This window comes from Microtetraspora glauca (assembly GCF_040656155.1).
In the GTDB taxonomy this organism is placed as follows: Bacteria; Actinomycetota; Actinomycetes; order Streptosporangiales; family Streptosporangiaceae; genus Microtetraspora; species Microtetraspora glauca.
The window spans coordinates 145,016-161,931 of the sequence record NZ_JBFALK010000021.1 but is presented as its reverse complement, the minus strand read 5'-3'; the positions used below and the strand labels follow the sequence as shown (position 1 = coordinate 161,931).

15 protein-coding genes are annotated in these 16,916 nt (G+C 68.8%); 7 read left to right on the top strand and 8 right to left on the bottom strand.

Annotated elements, in window-relative coordinates; genetic code table 11:
* Positions 1 to 4: 4 nt before the first annotated feature.
* On the top strand, positions 5 to 472 hold the full coding sequence (locus AB0I59_RS32520; RefSeq protein WP_358138952.1) for a hypothetical protein: 468 nt from the start codon (positions 5 to 7) through the stop codon (positions 470 to 472).
* Positions 473 to 654: 182 nt separating this feature from the next.
* Here the strand turns inward: AB0I59_RS32520 and AB0I59_RS32515 are convergent, their stop codons facing one another.
* Positions 655 to 990 (bottom strand): LLM class flavin-dependent oxidoreductase, encoded by a 336-nt coding sequence (locus tag AB0I59_RS32515; RefSeq protein ID WP_358138950.1) that lies wholly within the window; start codon positions 988 to 990, stop codon positions 655 to 657.
* Between AB0I59_RS32515 and AB0I59_RS32510 the strand changes: the two genes are divergently transcribed.
* Positions 989 to 2,263: a C39 family peptidase gene (locus AB0I59_RS32510; protein ID WP_358138948.1), complete on the top strand. Its 1,275-nt coding sequence runs from the start codon at positions 989 to 991 to the stop codon at positions 2,261 to 2,263. The two genes, AB0I59_RS32515 and AB0I59_RS32510, sit on opposite strands and share 2 nt — an antisense overlap.
* Positions 2,264 to 2,593: 330 nt before the next feature.
* Here the strand turns inward: AB0I59_RS32510 and AB0I59_RS32505 are convergent, their stop codons facing one another.
* The 6 genes from AB0I59_RS32505 to AB0I59_RS32480 form a co-directional block, all read right to left on the bottom strand.
* Positions 2,594 to 3,340: a GntR family transcriptional regulator gene (locus AB0I59_RS32505; protein ID WP_358138946.1), complete on the bottom strand. Its 747-nt coding sequence runs from the start codon at positions 3,338 to 3,340 to the stop codon at positions 2,594 to 2,596.
* A gap of 83 nt (positions 3,341 to 3,423) precedes the next feature.
* On the bottom strand, positions 3,424 to 4,464 hold the full coding sequence (locus tag AB0I59_RS32500; protein ID WP_358138944.1) for a dihydrodipicolinate synthase family protein: 1,041 nt from the start codon (positions 4,462 to 4,464) through the stop codon (positions 3,424 to 3,426).
* A 1-nt stretch (position 4,465) separates the two neighbouring features.
* On the bottom strand, positions 4,466 to 5,482 hold the full coding sequence (locus AB0I59_RS32495; protein WP_358138942.1) for an NAD-dependent epimerase/dehydratase family protein: 1,017 nt from the start codon (positions 5,480 to 5,482) through the stop codon (positions 4,466 to 4,468).
* 60 nt (positions 5,483 to 5,542) lie between these two features.
* Positions 5,543 to 6,601: a Gfo/Idh/MocA family protein gene (locus AB0I59_RS32490; protein ID WP_358138940.1), complete on the bottom strand. Its 1,059-nt coding sequence runs from the start codon at positions 6,599 to 6,601 to the stop codon at positions 5,543 to 5,545.
* Complete coding sequence (locus AB0I59_RS32485; protein ID WP_358138938.1) at positions 6,598 to 7,815, bottom strand: BNR-4 repeat-containing protein; 1,218 nt, start codon at positions 7,813 to 7,815, stop codon at positions 6,598 to 6,600. Before AB0I59_RS32485 ends, AB0I59_RS32490 begins: the two co-directional genes overlap by 4 nt.
* Before the next feature lie 23 nt (positions 7,816 to 7,838).
* Complete coding sequence (locus AB0I59_RS32480; protein ID WP_358138936.1) at positions 7,839 to 8,609, bottom strand: HAD-IIA family hydrolase; 771 nt, start codon at positions 8,607 to 8,609, stop codon at positions 7,839 to 7,841.
* Between the two features lie 498 nt (positions 8,610 to 9,107).
* On the opposite strand from AB0I59_RS32480, the gene AB0I59_RS32475 reads away from it, so the two are divergent.
* The 3 genes from AB0I59_RS32475 (at position 9,108) to AB0I59_RS32465 (ending at position 13,053) form a co-directional block, all read left to right on the top strand.
* Positions 9,108 to 10,496 carry an iron-containing alcohol dehydrogenase gene (locus tag AB0I59_RS32475; protein WP_358138934.1) on the top strand — a complete coding sequence of 463 codons (1,389 nt, stop codon included), beginning with the start codon at positions 9,108 to 9,110 and terminating at the stop codon, positions 10,494 to 10,496.
* A 10-nt stretch (positions 10,497 to 10,506) separates the two neighbouring features.
* The gene (locus AB0I59_RS32470) at positions 10,507 to 11,190 is read left to right on the top strand and encodes a beta/alpha barrel domain-containing protein (RefSeq protein ID WP_358138932.1); all 684 of its coding nucleotides are present in this window, start codon (positions 10,507 to 10,509) and stop codon (positions 11,188 to 11,190) included.
* Between the two features lie 324 nt (positions 11,191 to 11,514).
* The gene (locus tag AB0I59_RS32465; protein ID WP_358138930.1) at positions 11,515 to 13,053 is read left to right on the top strand and encodes a hypothetical protein; all 1,539 of its coding nucleotides are present in this window, start codon (positions 11,515 to 11,517) and stop codon (positions 13,051 to 13,053) included.
* 294 nt (positions 13,054 to 13,347) lie between these two features.
* Here AB0I59_RS32465 and AB0I59_RS32460 read toward each other — a convergent pair whose 3' ends face one another.
* A complete protein-coding gene (locus tag AB0I59_RS32460) occupies positions 13,348 to 14,106 on the bottom strand; it encodes a glycerophosphodiester phosphodiesterase (protein WP_358138928.1) in 759 nt (252 codons plus the stop codon).
* A gap of 593 nt (positions 14,107 to 14,699) precedes the next feature.
* Here AB0I59_RS32460 and AB0I59_RS32455 point away from each other — a divergent pair.
* Positions 14,700 to 15,935 (top strand): extracellular solute-binding protein, encoded by a 1,236-nt coding sequence (locus tag AB0I59_RS32455; protein WP_358138926.1) that lies wholly within the window; start codon positions 14,700 to 14,702, stop codon positions 15,933 to 15,935.
* Positions 15,917 to 16,912 carry a carbohydrate ABC transporter permease gene (locus AB0I59_RS32450; protein ID WP_358138924.1) on the top strand — a complete coding sequence of 332 codons (996 nt, stop codon included), beginning with the start codon at positions 15,917 to 15,919 and terminating at the stop codon, positions 16,910 to 16,912. Before AB0I59_RS32455 ends, AB0I59_RS32450 begins: the two co-directional genes overlap by 19 nt.
* The last annotated feature ends 4 nt before the right edge of the window (positions 16,913 to 16,916 follow it).

Genomic DNA, 16,916 nt, shown 5'->3' with positions numbered 1-16,916 from the left:
GGGCATGAACCTTAAGCTCCCCTCTGGCTGGAAGGTGCACCGCAACGGGGACACGGTCGTGGTGGCAACCGGTAAGTGCAAGAGGCCGGAACCGTTCGCTTCGAACTGCCAGTCGTTCTGGGTGTTCGGTCCGACGGCGTACACCGACCTTCCGGTCGGGGGTGGTTCCCTGACCTATACGGGCAAGTACCAGTTCCACCCCTTCAGCGGCGTGATCCCCTGCCCGTTCAACGCCAAGACCAGCTGGTACGAAGGCGAGAAGGCCACCTCGACAGGTCTGCGCCAGGTCGGACGCGGCCACAAGGCGATGTACAACGCCTGGCCCAACCAGTGCGTGACGAACAACGGCGGGCGCCGGACGGCGAGCTTCACTCAGCGGGAGTGGTTCCTGCCCAAGTCGCGGATCCTGGTGGTGGACGTCTGGAACACCCCGGGGCTGTCGGACGTACTCAAGCGCGCCACCTGGAGCTGACTGTGACGTTCACGTCCAGGGAGATGGTGTGCGGGTGATCTAGGCCCGGCGCTGGCACGGGTGAGATCCATGTGACAACAGACGGCCACTCCGTAATCCTTCGATTCGCTCAGATCAACACGAAGGGGACGAAGTGGCCGTCGCAGGCCCTCGACGGTTGTCAGTTCAGCGCTTTGCCGGTCCTATCGGTGCTGACCAGCCGCCCGAGTTCGCCGGTGAAGACGAACCCGCTGTCGGTCCAGTCCTCCCCCGCTGCACAGCCGTCCGCCGTTCACCTGCACCCTGCCACTGAGAACCGGACGAAGTCCGGCTTCGAGCGTGCCGTACCGCTTGGCGATCGCGAGCGGGTGGTGGAAGACGAGCACCAGCACCTGCGTGCCCAGCCGGATCTGCCGGGTGGGCACCGCGAGGTACCCGAAGACTGCCCAAAGAGGTCCGTTATACGTATTCCTGCCGATGTGCGGGCGGGCGGAGATCTCTACCGTCGGGGACGCCGACGACACCCCGAGGTGAGCCATGCGCGTGCCGAGCGTGTTCCTGCCTGTGTTCCTGTCCGCTGTCCTGATGACATCCGCCCTCACCGTCACCTCCGCCGCCGCCGAGGCCGAGAGCAAATCCCCGCCCTCCGCCGTCGACGTCCTCTACGAGCGGGCCAACTTCGGCCCCGGCACCCGCGAGGGCGTCAAGGGGGGACACACCCTGTCCTTCGCCGCCCCCGCAGGCACGATCTCCTACACCGACGCGCTGGGCACGAAGAGCTGGGAGTACGCCCGGTGGACCGGCCCCGAGCGGCCGATCGGGTTCGCGGCCACCGAACTGGTGGCCTCCTGGAACGCCGACATGCCGGCCGGAAGCTGGCTGCAGGTCGAGATGCGCGGCCGCAACGCTGCCGGGCAGACGAAGTGGTACGTGCTCGGCCGCTGGGCGTACGGCGATGAGGACATCCGCCGCACGTCGCTGTCGGGGCAGCGCGACGCCGACGGCACGGTCTCGGTCGACACGTTCGTGGCCGCGACGGGCAAGGCGATCACCTCGTACCAGTTGCGCGCCACGCTGTACCGTACGCCGGGCTCGTCCGTGACGCCGGTCGTGCGCACGCTCGGCGCGATGGCCTCCGCCGTGCCCGACCGGGCGACCGTCCCGGTGAGCCCCGGCGGCGTCGCGTGGGGCGTCGAGTTGCCCGTGCCGCGCCGCTCGCAGAACGTTCACGAGGGCCACTACCCCGAGTGGGACGGCGGGGGTGAGGCGTGGTGCAGCCCGACCTCGACCACCATGGTCCTCGGCTACTGGGGTAAGTGGCCCAGCAAGCAGGACACCTCCTGGGTGAACCTCCCCGATCCCAACCCCGAGGTCGACTACGCCGCCCGGTACACCTACGACTACGCCTACCAGGGAGCGGGCAACTGGCCGTTCAACACGGCCTACGCGGGACGGTACGGACTGGAAGGGTTCGTCACCCGGCTCCGATCGCTGACTGAGCTTGAGCGGCTGATCCGCGCCGGCATCCCGGTCGTCACCTCCCAGTCGTTCAAGGCGGAGGAACTGCCCGGCGCCGGCTACAGCACCAACGGCCATCTCATGGTCATCGTCGGCTTCACCGCCACCGGCGACGTGATCGCCAACGACCCCGCCTCGCCGGACAACGACGCGGTGCGCCGGGTCTACCCGCGGGCGAACTTCGAGAACGTCTGGCTGCGCAGCACCGGCAGTGGCGGAATCGTGTACATCATCCACCCGAAGCAGGGTCACCCGCTGCCTCCCACCACGCCGGGGCTGCCGGCCAACTGGTAACGGCCGGCGGCAACGCGCGTGTCGATCAGATGGCGTGCCGGCGCTGCTGTTCGGGGGAGCACCCACAGCAGCGCCGGGTCGACCCCGGCAGGTACGGTCCGGCGAACCTCGGCGGTCGAGCAGCGCCACCTGGCCGGACTCGCCGGGGTCGGTCGGCCGCCGAGGCACACTTCGTGCCGGACGACTTCCTGGGCCACGCCAAAGATCCGCCCCTGTTCGAACATGCGACCGAAGCTCTGTGGGCGTCAACCATAAGACGACCTATGGCTTAGGTCGGCAGGTGCGCGCGGAACCGGTCAGCGGGCATATCGTCGCCCGGCTGTCCGGCCCTCAGTGGCCGCTCGGACCGGGGCCGCGCCGATACACGCGTAGTTCGATCACCGACGGGACATGCCATTCGAGGGACCGCATGACCGGCCGACCCTGCTGATCGACGTCGACCTGCTCAAGGTGCTGCAGCGGAGTGCCCACCGTGACATGGAGCAACTGGGCCAGCTCGCGGTCGGCCACCACGGGCATCAGGATCGCCTCTCCGTGCTCGACCGGATGGCGGCGTTCGGCCAGCAGACGGTACAGCGATTCGCGGAAGGAGTCCCGGTCTGCCTCGGCGTCCACGATGTCAGCCGGAATGTAGTCCTCGGAGTAGATGGCCGGCCGCTGATCGGCCGTACGTACCCTGCGGATCTCCACCACATCGGCGTCGACCTCGATCCGCAGCGCCTTCGCCGTCTCGTGGTCGGCGGGGACCACGCGGGCACTGAGGATCTGCTTACTGGCCCGCAGGCCGCTGCTCTCCAGATATTCGGTGTAGCTGAAGTTCGTGTCCAGCGAGTTGCGAAGCGCCGGGCGGTGGGTCACGTACGTGCCAGAGCCATGCCGGCGGACCACCATGCCGTCCTCGATCAACCCGCGCACGGCCTCACGCAGGGTGATTCTGCTGACCTCGAAACGCTCCCGGAGTTGCTCCTCGTTCGGGAGCTTCGAGCCGAGCGGGAACTCGCCCGACATGATCGCCCTGCGCAGATCGGCCCGCACCACATCGGCGAGCAACGGTCTGGTCCGCTTGTCTGGCGTCATGCCATGGCCCCCGGAAGCTAGGATGACTTACCTTACGAGAGACATATCATGTCACACGTCAGCGGACTACGGCACGTCGGCCGTCAGGCCAGCCAGTGATCGAGCCACCGAGCGACGAACTCATCGTCGGTCAACTCCGGGTAGGCGGCACAGACCCGGTCGATCTCCTCAAACTGGCCCGGAGAAAGATCCTCATCGGGGTCGAGACACCAGCGACCGGCCAGTAGTCCCTGTCGGCGCAGGATCTCGTTGATCCCGGCGATGCAGCCGCGGAAGCCCCCCGCCACATCGAAGATCGCGGCGTTGGCGTCGGTGAGCGCCCCGTCCATGACGAGCAGGCGCCGCAACGCGGAGTCGTCACCGGCGCGGGCGGCGGCGGTCTCGGCGTGCAACCGCACGGCGGGTTCGGTCCACACCGCCCACTGGCCGAGCAGTCCGCCGACGAACTCGACGTCCATGCTCCGCCCGTCCACGACGAACCGGTTCCGGATCGCGAGGTCGGCCAGAATATGGTTGTCGTTACCCGTGTAGAGCGCGATGTCCCCCAGCCGTCCCGATCGGCAGACGCCGTGCAGGACATCCAGCGTGCGGTACCGGTCGAACGGCGCGACCTTGATTCCGGCCACCGACGAGATGGCCGCGAACTTCGTCCAGTAGTCCCTGGACAGCACGCGCCCGCCGACGGCCGGCTGCAGGTAGAAGCCGATCACCGGGAGCACCTCGCCGACGGCGCGGGCGCGATCGAGGAGCTCTGCCTCGTCCACCCCCGCCCGCGGAGCGAGCAGGGCGAGGTGGTAGCCCAGTGCGGCGGCGAGTTCCGCCTCCCGGACCGCCTTCTCCGTTGGCCCCTGAACCCCGGCGACCAGGACGACCGGCCGGCCGGCTTCCGCCACGACGGTTTCCGCGGCGAGCTCCAGCACCGGGGAGAGCAGCCCGTTGTCGTGGATCGCGAACTGGGTGGTGTGCACCCCGACGGCGATTCCACCGGCGCCGGCGGCCAGGTAGTAGCGGGTGAGCGCGCGCTGACGGCGCTCGTCCAGGCGGCGCTGGGCAGTGAGCGCCAGAGGGTGCGCGGGGATCGCGCTCCCGCGGGCGAACAGTTCGAGGGCGTCGGTCGCGGACATGTCAGAACCGGCCGTCACGACGCTGGAACCCGGTCGGCTTGTCCAGGAGCGGCCGGCCCGACCCGACCCACGCCGCTGTGTGGTCGACCAGCTCACCAAGGGTGACGTCGGGATAGCCGAAGAGCCGATGGCACCGTCCCGCGTTGGACAGCAGGGCGTTCTCCGCCTCCTGTCCGGTGAAGCGGGCCGGCACCCCGAGGCGAGCCGCCAGGGCGGTCGCCACCTGCCGGATCGAGACCTGCTCGGGCCCGGTCACGTTGAGGACGGTGGGTGGCACGTCCGCCAGCAGGAGAGCCCGGAGCACGACCTCGTTGGCGTAGCCCTGCCACACCACGTTGACGTGGCCCATGGTCAGGTCGATCGGCTCCCCCGCCAGGAGCGAGCGGGCCAGGTCGACGAGCACGCCATAGCGCATCTCCACCGCGTAGTTCAGCCGGATCAGCGCGGTAGGGGTGCCGCTCGTGACAGCTGAGTACTCCAGGATCCGCTCCCGGCCCAGACAGCTCATGGCGTACTCGCCGACCGGCTCGGGCGGCGTCTCCTCGGCCGGGGCGGCGGCGGTGACGGGTGCGAGCGGATAGACGTTGCCGGTGGACAGGGCGACGATCCGGCTGCCGCGGAAGCGTTGCATGACCCGTCCGGGAAGAAAGGTGTTGGTATACCAGGTGGCCGCTTCCCTGCCGCTGGTTCCGAACTTGGCACCGACCAGGAACACCACGTTCGGCGCGTCCGGCAGCGCGCGCAGTGCCGTGTCGTCGGCGATGTCCGCGACGATCGTGGTGGCGCCGGCCGCCCGCAAGTCGTCGGCGAGATCGCCCCCGCCGAACCGGGACACCGCGATCACACGGCGACCGCCACCGGCGGCCTCGGCGGCTCGCACCGCCAGCCGAACCAGGCTGGGGCCGAGCTTCCCGCCGGCGCCGAGCACCAGCAGATCGCCGTCGATCTTCCGCAGGTCGTCGACGAGGGCCGTTCGCGGTGTGCTGAGCCGGTCTTCGAGCTCGGCCACGGATTCCATATCGATCTCCAACGATCCGTTGATGAATATGTCAGGATGGCCGGCCGGGCATGCGGGACATCACGGCACGGCAGCCTGGACGACGTCGACGGACCGCCCGGCCTCGGCGGACCGGTAGATCGCCAGCACGGTGGCCAGGGCGGCGGCGGCGTCGCGCGGACCGATGGGTGGCGCCTCACCGGCCCGAACGGACTCCAGGAAACCGCGTAGCACCTCGACGTAACCATTGAGGACGGGTGAGCTCACCGAGTTCCACCGGCCGGCCGGCATGCCGTCCCATGCCTGTCTCAGGTACACCCGGGCCTGCCCGCCCTGATATGGATCGGCCAGGTCGATCCGGCCGTGCGAACCGTCGATCTCGATGCGCTCCTCCGCCCGCGCGCCAGGGCTGTGCGCGGAAGCGGCGAGGGTGGCCAACGCGCCGCCGGACAGCCTGAGCACGGCCCCCGCGGTGTCCTCCACCTCGACCGGAGCCGTCAAGGTGGCGATCTCCGCGCTGACGCTGACCACCTCAAGGCCGGTCAGACAGCGGACGGCGTCGAACTGGTGCAGGACGTTCATCATGACGACGCCGCCCCCGGCCTGCGCCCGCCGGGACCGCCAGCCGTCCGCCACTCTGCCCGATGCGCCCGACTCCCAGTAGGAGTCCGGTTTGTCGATCACCGCGAGAATCCGTACCGCGCGGATCTCGCCGATCGCACCCGAGACGATCAGGCGGCGGGCAGCACGCACCGGACCGGTCATGCGCAGCGGGAACACGACTCCCAGCCGGCGATCCCGCCCAAGTGCGGCCCGCTCGAGGTCGCGCAGCCCCTCCATGTCGAGCGCCATGGGCTTCTCGACGAGGACATGGCGGTGCGCTCGCAGCGCCTGATGGGTGATGGGCGCCAGCAGGTGGTGGGGGACGGCCACGTAGACGATGTCGACCGCAGGGTCCGCGACCAGCGAGGTGAGCGATCGGTGCACCGCGGCCCGGCGCGGCAGGGCCAGGTCGGCGGCGAGGTGCTCGACAGGATCGAAGGCCCCGGCGAGACACGCGTCGGGCAGCACGTCGATGGCGCGGCACAGGTCAACCGCGGCGCCGCCGCAGCCGACCACGCCCACCCCGAGGCGGCTCATGCGACCGGCCCGGCATCGCCCGCCGGGTAACCGCCACCGGCGACGAGATGCGACAGTGTGCCGAAGTACTCGTCGTCATAGCGCTCGACCGCCAGTGCCACCACCTCGAGTCCGCCGGCCGGATCGGTGATCGCCCACGGTCGGGCGATACGGACCCGGCCGGGCGGCATGAGCTCGTGCGCGGCCCAGGCGCCGGACGCGTTCCGGTCGCGGCGCTCGAAATACCAGATGCCGCCGCTCTCCCGGGTCAGGTAGATCCGGCCGCCTGGACTGCGGTGAGGGAAGGCGACACCCCCGACGTAGAGGCCGGCGTGGATGTAGCCGAAGACGCTCCCGGCCGGAGCCACGTCGTCGGTCTGCCAGCCACCGTCACGATAGGCGCTGACGTGGTAGCGCGCGTCTTCGGTCGCGTCGTCACCCTTGACCTTCGACACGAAGCAGATCTCGAAGTCCGGCCCGTCGGACACGTCGAACAGGTTGACCGTACGGTCCGACAGGGTGCGGTGCGCCACTTCGAGTCGGTCCTGATCGATCGGCAGCGTGGTCTCGTCGTACAGGTTGGCGATGACAGCGCCGTCGCCGGGCCGGCTCACAATGCCGGTTTCGAGGTCGACCTGGCAGGCCCAGACGTCGTGTAGTGGCAATGAGCCGTACTCCTTCGGATGCCCGGACACGCCCATCCGCACCGTGCGGCCGTCCGCGAGCATCGCCGTGGCCAGATAGATCTGCTGATCGGTGTCGAAGGCGAGGAACGGCACCGGATTACGCCAGGTGGCCGCCCAGTCATCGGACCGGCAGTAGTGCCATCCGACCTCGTCGACCCGGGTGAACAGGTGCAACTGGTCGCCGCGTACGTGCACCTGGGCGTAGCTGGTCTCACCGCCGAACTTCAGGTCCCGCTGGGGATGCCAGCCGGCGATGTCGGTGGCGTTCTCCGAGATCCGGAACTGCAGGGTGTCGCCGCGGTCGTGCCGCGAGTAGAACGCGACCAGCGGCTTGCCCGGCACGGCGACCAGGGCGGGGTTGTTGTGATCGTCCGCCTCGTACGCGGCCAGGATCGCCTTGACGGCACGGCGGGTCGCAAGGTTCCAGGTCGCGGCGTAGATCTGGCCTGTGGAGTCCATCGCCCCGAAGAACACCTGGTCCCCGATCCGCACCGCACGCGGCCGGGTCCACCAGCACCATGAGACGTCTTCGATCAGAAGACCCTTCATGAGGACCTCACTTCATAGGGGTGTCAGACGATCTCGCCGGTCACCAGGTGGGCGATGCTGTCGAGAACATAGGTCGGCGGCGGGTCGGCCAGGCCCGCGGCGGCCCGGTCCGTCGCGCCTGAGAGGACGAGGGCCACGTCGATTCCCGCGGTGACGGCCATGGCGACATCGGTCTCCAACCGGTCGCCCACGATCAGGACCTGGTCGGCCGGGAGCCCGAGCCGGGCAAGGATGGTGGCGGCCATCCATGGAGAGGGCTTGCCGACGACCGCCTCCGCGGTCGCTCCCGTGCACGCCTCGATCGCCGCGAGCATGGCCGCGCAGTCCGGGAGCCCACCCTCCGGCGTCGGGCAGTAGCGGTCCGGATTGGTCGCCACGATCGCCGCCCCGGCGGTGACCGCGCGGAACGCGGCGTGCAGCTTGGCATAGTCGAAGGTGCGGTCGAACGACACCACGACCACGTCGGCGTGCTCGGCGTCTGCGGCTGTCAGCACGGTGAAGCCGTGGCGGTTCAACGTGTCGACCAGCAACGGCTCCGACACGCACAACACCGACGTGCCGGGGTGCCTCTCCTTCAGGTAACCCACCATGGCGTCGAGCGAGGAGATCACCTCGTCCGGCGTCGTGGGTATCCCGAGCCGGGTGAGCTTGGCGGCGTACGTGGCGGATGGATCGAGCGGCTTGTTGGTCAGGTAGAGGACCGAGCGATTCGCCCCGCGCACCGCCTCGATCACCGCGCCGGCTCCAGGTAGCAGATGTTCGCCCAGGTAAACGGTGCCGTCGAGGTCGAACACGACACCACGGTAGAGGTCCAGAATATTCGCCAACCCGTTCCCCATCCCGAAAAATGTCTCATAAGACGTATAACGACTTTATGAGCGCACGCCAGGGCTGTCCATACTCGATCCGACCTTGACGCAATGGCATAAGTCGTCATACGTTTTGCGCCGCCGTCCGGCCCGGCCGGTCCTGGACGCGATCACCAGGGGCGCCCGAGAGCCCCTCTCGACGCCACGGTTCGACCGGCGACCGCCGCCGCGCCCCGGTTCACGCTCCGACACCGAGCATGGGGCAGCGGCCGGTTCCCGACAGACAGATCGACGCGAACACCTCGAACTGCGCGAAAGACCACCAAGCCTTGCCCAAAAGTCGTAATACGTCTATCGTCCTACGTACTACGCTTCGCCCTTAGGGAGCTGAGATGGGTGATCCGAAGCGCAGCACCTGCTCATCCTCTGCCACGGCCACGCCGCCTACCGCCGACCGTTCGACGCCACCCGTGAGGCGATGTCATGACCGCTCTCGCCGATCCCCCCGACGCGCTGTCCCAGGTTCGCACGGTCTTCGGTTCAACCGCCGACGTGGGGCTGCGCCGTCTCGTCACCGGCCCGGAGGCGTTGTACCAGCTCGGCGAGCTGGTACAAGAGACACGCCGCGGCAGCTCGCCGATCATGCTGCTGAGCGATACCACTCCGAAGACGGTGTACGGAGCCGACCTCACCGAATTGGTGCTCCACCAGCTCCGCCAGGTGGACGAACCGATCCACGTCACCATCGGATCGCCGGGTCACGAGACGGCGGCCGACCCGGCCACGGTGGCAGACACGATCGACAGGACCGCGGGTGCCGGAGTCCTGGTCACCCTGGGCTCCGGCACGATGTGCGACATCGGCAAGGTGGCCAGCGCCCGCGGCTGGTTCCCACACGTGGTCGTGCAGACCGCGGCCAGCGTCAACGGCTACGCCGACGACCAGTCGGTGCTGCTGCTCGACGGGGTCAAGACCACCGTGCGCAGTCGCTGGCCGGACGTACTGCTGATCGATGAGGGGACGCTGGTGTGCGCCCCGCCGGAACTCACCCGAGCCGGGCTGGGCGACCTGATCTCCGTCTACACCGCGTCCGCGGACTGGGCGCTCGCCGGCGCCCTGGGCGTGGACCGCGGCTACCGGCCGGAACTCGTACGGCTACTGCGACGGGCCGCGGCGGCGGCACTCCCCCTGGCCGACGAACTGCCCACGGGTTCCGCCGCGGTGAACGCGCTGGCGCACGGTCTCACCGTAGGCGGGCTGGTAATGGGCGTCGCCGGGCAGACCGCCCCTTCATCCGGCACAGAACATGCGATCAGCCACCTGCTGGACATGGCAGCGGGCGCCGCCGGACAGCCGCACGCGCTGCACGGCGCCCAGGTCGGGATCAGCTCCCTGGTATCGGCCGCGATCTGGGAGCACGTACGGACGAGGTTCGCCTCGGCGGCGGCGCACGCCCGGGTGCCGCCGGACGCGCCAGGCCGTGACCAGGTGCTGGCCGCGTTCGCGCACGTCGATCCGACCGGCGCCATGGGCGAGCGATGCTGGCAGGGCTACGCCGCGAAGATCGGAGCACTGCGCGCCGACCCCGGCGCCTTCGCCTCGCTGACCGCGCGGTGGGACACCTGGGCCGACGGCGTGGCACCACGGCTGGAGTTTCTGGCCGACGCATTGCGCCGGGCGGGCGCGCCGGCCAGGTTCTCCCAACTCACCCCCGCCGTGAGCCCCGCGCAGGCGCGCTGGGCCATAGCCAGCGCGCCCTTGTTGCGCAGTCGCGTGGGGATCGCCGATCTGGCCGCACTGGCCGGCTTCTGGACGGACGCCGACGTCGACGCCGTCCTCACCCGGCTCACCGATGTAGAGGCAGGCATCTGAAGGAGCACCGTTGATCAACTTCATCTTCATGCTCACCCACCGCGACCGCACTGTGCCGGACGCCGCCGACGTGCTGAAGGACCTGGCCGGCAGCGGGCTCCGTTATGTCGGCTTCAAGGACGTCGGGGTCAGCCCGGTGGAGGTTCGGGCGCTCACCGATCAGGCCCACGATCTGGACATGACCGTCATGCTGGAAGTCGTCTCCACCACCCGGGAGGACGAGCTGGCCTCACTGGACGCCGCGCTGGCGTGTGGGGTGGACTGGATTCTCGGCGGCACCCATGGTGATGAGGGGGCGGCCCTGTTCCGCGGCACCGGCCAACGGTACTGCCCGTTTCCCGGGACGGTGGCCGGCCATCCCAGCATGCTGCGCGGCACGATCGAGGAGATCGCCGCGGATGCGGCCCGGCTCACCGCGCTTGACGGCGTATGCGGTGTCGATCTGCTCACCTACCGGCACGCCGACGCCGACCCGTACGACCTGACCGCCGCGGTGGCCGCCGTGACCGAGGGACCGGTGATCGTCGCGGGGTCGATCATCAGCGCCGCGCAGATCGCGCTCATGGCCCGGGCGGGCGCCTGGGGCTTCACCATCGGCGGAGCCGTCTTCGAAGGTCAGCTGCCTGGTGGGCGACGTGTCGCGGACCAGGTCCGTACCGTCCTCGACCTGTCCGCCCAGGTGGATGCGTCGTGACTTGACGCCGCGACACCGCCGTCTCATGCTGCAGCAAATGATCTCGACGTTCTTGGACGCCCTACTACGGCCGGGCACCACCAGCCGGCCGAGCAACCGATCATGAGCACATGGAGGAATCGCCCTGCGACGACTTGTGAAGCGGTACACGGGAGCACATGGTCACCCCTCACCCCCGCGACATGCACGGACGGATATTCGGCACCCACGGCGTCCCGCGGATGGATCGGAACGTCCTGCTGGACACCGCCCACCTGCTCGCTTCCCCACCGATCAGGCGCGTGAGCTGGAGGCGCTGATCAGGGCGAACAGGAGCGTGCGGGCATGACGGCACCGAATTCACCGGCGGCCGGCATGCTCTCCGCCGCCCAGGCCATGCACATCGGCGCGCTGGCCATCGTCGTGGCCGCCCCAGACGCCCTCCGGCGCATTCGGGACTCCTTGCCACCCCGGCGAAACGACTGGCCCGCGCTCGCGCGGCACACGTTCCCCGGCGAAGAGGAGTACCCGCCCGTCCTCAAGGGGGCGAGAGAGGGGATCGAGGATCTGCTCGGCCCCTGCGGCCCCGACGTCCGGCAGGCGATCGGTGCCGCCGCTGCCGCCCGAGTCGGCAGCCGCTCCTGTGAGGCGGTGGTGCTCGACCTCGGGCTGGCCGCCGCCGACCTGTATGTGGCCGGACGCGCCGCCGAACGTCTTGGGGCGATCCGCGACCTTTTCGCGGACCATGAGCACGCCTCCCGGATCCGAGAACTGTTCGAGCGGGCGATGAACGATCTGGCCATCGCGCGGACTGCAGTGGTCAGGGCCGCCCGGCTGCTGAACAGAATGCCGCGTACGCGGCTCTTCCCTCCGGAGGTCGCACGGTCCGTCAGGTCACTGTCCAGGCTGGCGGGCGGGCCGCTCCCGGCCTTCGACGGTTCGCCCGGCGAGCCGGGCGAACGGCCGCCGGGCCGGCGCCCAGGAGAACGCTGGTGCAAGCGGATCAAACAGGCGATCTGGGCGCTGGACGTGGCCTTCTCTCTCCCGCCGGCCCCGACCTGGCCTCCGCCACCGCCGTCGGCCACGGAGGCGTCCACGCTCGCGGAGATCCTCGCCCGGCCGGACGACACCGAGGCCCGGTCGCGTTGGGCGGAGCTCGCCGAGGCGCGTGGCGCCCCTCAGGCCGCCCTGGTCCGCGCGCAGGTCGAGGCGCGCGAGTGGGTACGGCAGTGGCCCGATCTCGGCCGGCTCGAACCTCGGCAGAGCAGGTTCCTGGTCGAGTGGCATCCGGAGTGGGCGGCGCCCGTCAGACGGCTCGGCGCGCGAGACGTCGCCTTCCGCCGCGGCTTCGTCGAATGGGTGAGCATCGACGCGGGGACCTTCCTGCGCCGGGCGCCCGAGCTCTTCACGGTGGCGCCGATCCTGTACGTCAAGCTCACCGGTGTGGCACCGCTGCTGCCCGACCTGCTCGCTTCCGGGCTGCTGTCCCGGCTGCTCGCGCTGGACCTGTCCGGTGAGGGGCTCGACGATGGTCACGTGGCGGCGATCGCCGGGGCCTCAGGGCTCACCCGCCTCCGGTCGCTGGACCTCAGCTCGAACCCGATCAGCGCCGCCGGCCTGGCTCACCTGTACACCACCGCCGCACTCCCGTCGCTCGTGTACTGCGATCTGGACGGCACCTCCTGCGGCCCGCTGTACCGGCTCGGCTGGACGGCCCAGGAGTATCCGACCGAGGAATGGGTGGCGACCCCGCTTCTGGTGAGCCTCGAAGCGGACTTCGGGAAGAGGGCCTGGACGACGCCGTACCGGACGCCCCCGGACTTCGACACGCTGACGGTGCTCATCGACCCGAAGACCGGAAAGCCCCCCGCTCCGCCGGACTGACGCCCGCGCCGCGGACCGCGAAGCCCACCGCGCTCAACCTCTCGCGGCGCGGTGACGCTAGCCTCCTCTGTCGTCCGTACGCCGTCCTCCACCGCGACGAAGAACATCAGATGTACCTCGTTCATGCCCATACTCAGAACTCCGATCAGCTCATAGCATCCGATCAACCGGAAAACGGTCTCGCCCGCCGGCCCAGACACGTTCATCTCGTCGATCGGGCACACGACGGCCTTGGGCAGGCTCGTGGCCTCTGGTCTGTGCTCCCGTCTCCGCGGCTGCCGTCTGACTCCGCGATCAGGTGAGTGATCGGTCGACCACTCTGACCATCGCCGCCACGTCGTCGCCCATCAAGCCGGCGACGCTCATGACGTGCACGCGTTCGATGGACTCCTCCGACGTCGCCGGCCATGCCCAGATCGCGATCCCGGCCTCCTGGGTGGCCTTCACCGCGGCCGGAGCGAGATCGGCGTGGTGGTGCTGGATGATCTCGGCGCCGATCCGGCGGGCCTGTGCGATCAGGGTCTCGGCCCGGCTCGGCCCGCGCTCGGGAAGCCGGTCGGGAGCCAGCCGCAGTCCGGGAGTGGCGCGGGCCGCCTCCGCGAGCGCCTCGTGGTCGAAGGACGCGACGACGTCGCGGTCCAAGCGGCCTCGGCGGGCCAGTTCCTGGGCGACGGCGGAAGCGACGAACCGCTGCTCCCTCGGTGTCGCGCCCTTGGCCTCCAGGCACAGGGAGATGTCGGCTTCCTCGGCGAAGTCGAGCAGCTCGTCCAGGCAGGGCACGCGTTCGCCGGCGTAGTCCTGGCCGAACCAGCCGCCCGCGTCGAGCTCGCTCAGCTCTGCCCAGGTGAAGTCGGCGACCGGCCCGGCGCCTGTGGTGGTCCGGTCGAGTGTCTCGTCGTGCATGAGAAGGAGCACCCCGTCGCGGCTGCGCCGGACATCAGCCTCGATCATGTCGGCGCCCAGCTCGGCGGCTGCCCGGTAGGCCGCCATCGTCTGTTCGGGAGCGAGGAGGGAGTTTCCCCGGTGGGCGATGATCAGGGGTCGGTTCGGCATGACGGACCTCCGCGTCGGCTGCAGATTCCTTGACAGGGCAAGGCTGTGCCCTGACCGCCACACCTTAGCAAAATCATCAGTCGTCATATGTCTCGGTTTCCAAGGACGGCTCGCCGGTCGCCCGCGGCCAGAAAGGCGGCCGTGGACCTCACTCCCCTATTGGTCATTACTGCGACGGTCTTCGTCCTGGTATGCGGCGCCAACGATGGGAGTGCCCTGCTGGCCCTGGCGGCCAGACACCAGCCGGGCGGTCGATATCCGTTTAATTCCACCGCGGTAACTGTGTCGCAATATCAACCCATACCTGGCAAGTCGCATGTTTCCGCAGGAAAACCCGCTTGACCCACCTATGATCGAATGCAAAGCTAGTCGGCAGACATATTACGTCTATTTACCCGGCGTTCCTGGGTCCGCCATGAGCCGGGTTCCCGACTGTCGCAACGATCCGACGTTCTCATGATTGGCAGGCCGCGATGCACTCCTCCCTGCTACGGACCCTCGTCACTTCAACCCTGATGGTGGGGCTCGCTGCATGCGGCGGCGCCGACACCGGGAGCGGAGGCAGCGGCGCCGACCGCGACAGTGCCCCACCCGTGAAAGTCCTGGTGATCGGCTACCCCGACGAGGACGGGATCGACGCCGTGACCGGCGCGAAAACGCCGGGGATCCAGCAGCTCCAGGCCGCGTTCGACAAGGCCAATCCCGATATCACGATGGAAATCATCAGCATTCCCTGGGGCGAGGGCGCCACTGGATACGCTCCCAAGACAGAGGCGATGATCAAGGCCAACGAGGCCTGCCTCTATGAGATGCCCGCCGCCCCGGCGTACGGGAAGCGCGGATTGCTGGTCAACCTGGACACGATGATCGCCAAGGACCCGGCCTTCACGAACGTCTGGGGAGAGCAAGCCCTTGACGCCGCCCGGTCGTGGGGTCCGGACAACGCGAAAAGCCTCTTCTACCTTCCGAACAACACCGGAATACGCGTGATCAACTGGGACGCGAAACTGTTCAAAGACTGGGGAGTCGAACCGCTGTCGGCCAAGCCGACGCTCCAGGAGATCGAGAGCAAGGCGGCCAGGATGACCGGAAAGAACCCGGTCACCGGTGAACAGAACTACGGCTACTGGTACCAGGGCAAGTACGCGGTGTGGCAGTTCATGGCCATCGCGCACGCGATGGGCGCGGACTGGGGTTCGATCAAGGCCGACGGCAAGCTGGAGATCAACTGGAACACTCCCGGATACCTCCAGGCCATGGAGTGGTTCGTGAGGATGTCCACGTACGCCCCGAAGGGCGCTCTCGCCACGGAGGGCATGCCGCAGGGTTTCGTCACCGACAAGAACACCGTCGCGATCATCCCCGAGGGCGAGCAAAGTTACTTCCTGCCTCAGCTCATCGCACAGCCTGACCTGCGTGAGCGGTTCCGGACCTCCTACAACCTCAAGGGCCCCGACGGGCGCGGCGGCCTCAACAGCGCGTCTCCGCTGGCCATGGCAGCGAGTTGCCCCAACAAGGATCAGGCGTGGACGGTGCTGAAGTGGCTGGCCGGCAGCCCGGAGGCACAGGCCTACTACTTCGACTCCATCGGCCGCCTGCCCGTGGTGGAGGGCAGCGAGAAGATCGTTACGCCGGTCGCCGGACTCCCGGACGGCGCGATCGTGCTCGACCAGGCCCGCACGGCCGACGCCACCTACCCCTGGGCCGCCGAGCAGCCCCGGTTCGCCTTGCAGGCCCAGCTCGAGGCGGCGATCGCCGGGAAGGTGACACCGAGTCAGGCGCTTGAACAGGCCCAGAAGGAGACCGACGAGTGGCTCGCCAGGCAATGAGGACCCGCAAGCCCGTCCGGTCGGCGGACACTCAGGAACGCGGGTCCGCCGGTCACCGGACCGTCATCACAGGCGCCTTCGGCGGGTTCCGCCGAGCGGTCGTGTGGTACGTCTTCGTCCTGCCCCCGTTCGCGTTGCTCGTCCTCTTCGTCTGTCTGCCGACAGCGCAGACCTTCCTGCAGAGCCTCTACCGCGAGGTCGGCCCCGATCAGCAGCAGTTCGTGGGAGTGGACCAGTTCACGAAGCTGGGCACCACCGGTGTCTTCTGGGACGCGCTGATCAACACCGTGCTGCTCGGCGTAGCCTTCCTCGCTCTGGTGATTCCCCTCGCGGCCGTGCTGGCCGCGATGTTGAACCACGTCAGGCGCGGCGCCACCGCACTCAAGGTGATCTACTTCCTACCGCAGCTCACCTCGTCCGTCGCGGTGGCGCTGATCTTCCTCTACGTCTTCCAGCCCGACTGGGGGCTGCTCAACGGCTTCCTCCATGTCCTCGGCATAGAGGACGTGCCGCTGTGGCTGGCCGAACCCAGTTTCGGGTTGACCGGCTCACGCGCGGCGGTGACCATCCTGGCGGTCTGGACAGGTCTCGGATACTTCATCCTGGTCTTCCTGGCCGGTATCCAGTCGATCCCCGTCGAGCTCTACGAGGCGGCCGCGGTGGACGGCGCCAACCCGTTCCAGCTCTGGCGGTACATCACGCTGCCGGGTCTCCGGCCGACGATCATCTTCCTGGTCATGACCGGGGCGTTCGACGCCATGGCTCGCTTCAGTGACCTGTGGACCCTGGGCGGTCCGGGCGGCTCGCCCGCCCGGACGCTGCAGTCGATCGTGATGCTGATGTACCAGGTGGGATTCGTGAGTCATGACGTCAACCAGGCCGCGGCGATAGCCGTGGTGTTCTTCCTCATCATGCTCGCTCTGACAGTGGTGGCCTACCGGGCCTTCCTCAGCCGGGAGTTCAAGGCTCGCTCATGACCAC

Bases quoted from the DNA above. Each gene is read 5' to 3' on its own strand.
- AB0I59_RS32520 (WP_358138952.1), top strand. From the start codon at position 5: ATGAACCTTAAGCTCCCCTCTGGCTGGAAGGTGCACCGCAACGGGGAC.
- AB0I59_RS32510 (WP_358138948.1), top strand. From the start codon at position 989: ATGCGCGTGCCGAGCGTGTTCCTGCCTGTGTTCCTGTCCGCTGTCCTG.
- AB0I59_RS32515 (WP_358138950.1), bottom strand. From the start codon at position 990: ATGGCTCACCTCGGGGTGTCGTCGGCGTCCCCGACGGTAGAGATCTCC.
- AB0I59_RS32505 (WP_358138946.1), bottom strand. From the start codon at position 3,340: ATGACGCCAGACAAGCGGACCAGACCGTTGCTCGCCGATGTGGTGCGG.
- AB0I59_RS32500 (WP_358138944.1), bottom strand. From the start codon at position 4,464: ATGTCCGCGACCGACGCCCTCGAACTGTTCGCCCGCGGGAGCGCGATC.
- AB0I59_RS32495 (WP_358138942.1), bottom strand. From the start codon at position 5,482: ATGGAATCCGTGGCCGAGCTCGAAGACCGGCTCAGCACACCGCGAACG.
- AB0I59_RS32490 (WP_358138940.1), bottom strand. From the start codon at position 6,601: ATGAGCCGCCTCGGGGTGGGCGTGGTCGGCTGCGGCGGCGCCGCGGTT.
- AB0I59_RS32485 (WP_358138938.1), bottom strand. From the start codon at position 7,815: ATGAAGGGTCTTCTGATCGAAGACGTCTCATGGTGCTGGTGGACCCGG.
- AB0I59_RS32475 (WP_358138934.1), top strand. From the start codon at position 9,108: ATGACCGCTCTCGCCGATCCCCCCGACGCGCTGTCCCAGGTTCGCACG.
- AB0I59_RS32465 (WP_358138930.1), top strand. From the start codon at position 11,515: ATGACGGCACCGAATTCACCGGCGGCCGGCATGCTCTCCGCCGCCCAG.
- AB0I59_RS32460 (WP_358138928.1), bottom strand. From the start codon at position 14,106: ATGCCGAACCGACCCCTGATCATCGCCCACCGGGGAAACTCCCTCCTC.